This is a genomic window from Streptomyces sp. E11-3 (assembly GCF_046540415.1).
Lineage (GTDB): Bacteria > Actinomycetota > Actinomycetes > Streptomycetales > Streptomycetaceae > Streptomyces.
Genome location: NZ_JAZGRL010000189.1, coordinates 1 through 1157, shown reverse-complemented (window position 1 = coordinate 1157; position 1157 = coordinate 1). Strand labels below are relative to the sequence as shown.

General features: G+C 71.7%; 1 protein-coding gene. It reads left to right on the top strand.

Annotated elements, in window-relative coordinates:
* Nucleotides 1-130: 130 nt before the first annotated feature.
* Nucleotides 131-994, top strand: coding sequence for a F510_1955 family glycosylhydrolase (locus U9R90_RS36305; protein WP_411061768.1), 864 nt, complete (start codon nt 131-133; stop codon nt 992-994).
* The last annotated feature ends 163 nt before the right edge of the window (nt 995-1157 follow it).

Genomic DNA, 1157 nt, shown 5'->3' with positions numbered 1-1157 from the left:
GCTGCTTCGCAGCGGGCGCAGGCTGATCCGCGAAGATCGGGGAGACGCCCCCTAGCGCCGGGCGGCCCTCAGTGCTGCCCGCGCCCGCCCCGTGTCGTACCCCCACTGCCACCTCCGCCTTGAGGAAGACATGAACAAGACCTACGCGGCCATCGCCGCGGCCGCCGCGCTCGGCCTGACCCTGACCGCCTGCGGCTCCACCGACCAGGGTGCCGACGACACCCGGGACGCGGGCGCCGGTCTCAGCCATATCCACGGCCTCGGCATCGACCCCGCCGACGGCCGCCTCCACGTGGCCACCCACGAAGGGATCTTCACCCCGGGCAAGGACGGCGCCCCCAAGCGCGTCGGCGACGCCAGGGACGACTTCATGGGCTTCACCGTCACCGGCCCCGGGACCTTCGTCGCCAGCGGCCATCCGGGGCCGGGCAACGACGAACCCGGCAACCGCGGGCTGATCGAGTCGACCGACTCGGGTAAGACCTGGAAGGTCAAGTCCCTCGCGGGCAAGGTCGACTTCCACGCCCTCAAGTACGCGCACGACACCATCTACGGCTACGACAGCACCAACGGCATGCTGCGCGTCAGCAAGGACGGCGTCGAGTGGGACGATCGCGCCAAGTTGGCGGCGCACGATATCGCGGTCAGCCCCAACGACCCCGACACCGTGCTCGCCACCACCCGTGAGGGCGTGGCCCGCAGCACCGACGGCGGCAAGTCCTTCGCGGGCGGTAAGCAGCCGGTCATGGCGTTCCTGTCCTGGGCGGAGGCGGACGCGCTGTACGGCATCGACCCGGCCGGAGCGCTGCACCGCAGCACGGACGGCGGCGGCACGTGGAAGCGCACCGCCACCGTGCCGGGCGGACAGCCGCAGGCCCTCACCGCCGTGGACGGCGACCGCCTGCTGGCCGCGACCCAGGACGGCGTCTACGAGTCGAAGGACGGCGGGAAGACCTTCACCCAGCGGCTCAAGGCATCCGCCGACGACCACTGACCAACAGACGACTCCTGACCGACAGACGACTCCTGACCGACAGACGACTCCTGACCGACAGACGCCAGGCAGCGAGGAGCGGGGCCGAAACTCCTTGGCTCCTCGCTCGGGCGTCGGCATACGCTGACCTCCCGGCCCACGCGGTCCCGGCCCGCCCCGCCCC